General features: G+C 71.7%; 1 protein-coding gene. It reads left to right on the forward strand.

Annotated features, from left to right (window positions below):
• Positions 1-122 precede the first annotated feature (122 nt).
• The gene (gene glcF, locus A612_RS04655; protein ID WP_019373379.1) at positions 123-1373 is read left to right on the forward strand and encodes a glycolate oxidase subunit GlcF; all 1251 of its coding nucleotides are present in this window, start codon (positions 123-125) and stop codon (positions 1371-1373) included.
• Positions 1374-1464: the final 91 nt, after the last annotated feature.

A 1464-nucleotide genomic window follows, 5' to 3' on the forward strand; every position in this document is an offset into this window, starting at 1 on the left:
CTGTCGCTGCCGCCGCTCATCGCCGATGCCCGTCTGCTGCGCCGCCCGGCGCCCCGCCGCTGAGGCCCCTGTCTTCGCGCCCCTTCAGTTCCCCGGCTGCCCACCCACTTCCCATTCACGCCATGCAGACCCGACTCGCACCCCGATACGCCGGCACGCCCGAAGGACAGGAGGCCGAGGCCATCCTGCGCAAGTGCGTGCATTGCGGTTTCTGCACCGCCACCTGCCCGACCTACCAGCTGCTCGGCGACGAGCTCGACGGCCCGCGCGGACGCATCTACCTGATCAAGCAGGTGCTCGAAGGCGAGGTGCCGACGCGGCGCACGCAGCTGCACCTGGACCGCTGCCTGACCTGCCGCAACTGCGAGACCACCTGCCCAAGTGGCGTGCAGTACGGCCGGCTGGTGGACATCGGGCGGCGCCTCGTGGACGAGCAGGTACCGCGCCCGGCCGGCGAGCGCGCCGTGCGCTGGCTGCTCAAGGAGGGTCTGGGTTCGCCACTGTTCGGCCCGGCCATGAAGGCGGGCCAGGCGGTGCGCGGCCTGCTGCCGGGGCGGCTGCGCGAGAAGGTGCCGCCGAAATCCTCATCCGGGCAGCAGGAGCGCCCCTGGCCGCAGCGCCGGCATGCGCGCAAGGTGCTGCTGCTGGCGGGCTGTGTGCAGCCGGCCATGGCGCCGAACATCAACGCCGCCACGGCGCGGGTGCTGGACGCGGCGGGGATCGAATGCCTGGTTGCGCCCGAGGCGGGCTGCTGCGGCGCCATCCGCTTCCACCTGAACGACCAGGACGGCGGCCGGGCGCAGATGCGCGCCAACGTCGATGCCTGGTGGCCCTACGTGGAGCGCGGCGAGGTCGAGGCCATCGTGATCAACGCCTCGGGTTGTGGCGTCACGGTCAAGGAATATGGCCACCTGCTGCAGGGCGATCCGGCGTACGCCAAGCGCGCCGCGCGCATCAGCGCCCTGGCGCGCGACGTGTCCGAGCTGCTGCCCGAGTTGGCCGAATTGCTGCAGGGCCGCGTGCGCGTGCCCGCCGAAGCCTTCGCCTACCATCCGCCCTGCACGCTGCAGCACGGCCAGAAACTGCGCGGCGGCGTCGAGCGGGGCCTGGCGGCGCTGGGCTTCGAGCTCAGGCTGGCACGGGTGGAATTGCACCTGTGCTGCGGCTCGGCCGGCACCTATTCGGTATTGCACCCCGAGCTCGCCCAGCCACTGCGCGAGCGCAAGCTGGGCGCCCTGGGCGAGGTCTTCCCCGACCAGCCGCCCGCTGCGATTCTCTCGGGCAACGTGGGCTGCATCCAGCACCTGCAGGGGGGCACGGACACGCCGGTGCGCCACTGGATCGAAGTGCTGGACGACGCGCTGCTGGCATGATGGCGGGTTTTCGCCCGCAGGCCGTGCCTTTTCTCTTGAGCCATGAACGATCCCGTGAATGCCCCCGTCCCGCCGCCTGAGGGCGGCGGTG

Origin of the sequence: Melaminivora alkalimesophila, from assembly GCF_000282995.1 — a bacterium.
Lineage (GTDB): Bacteria > Pseudomonadota > Gammaproteobacteria > Burkholderiales > Burkholderiaceae_C > Melaminivora > Melaminivora alkalimesophila.

Coding starts and splice junctions, on each gene's coding strand:
- glcF (WP_019373379.1), top strand. CDS start 123: ATGCAGACCCGACTCGCACCCCGATACGCCGGCACGCCCGAAGGACAG.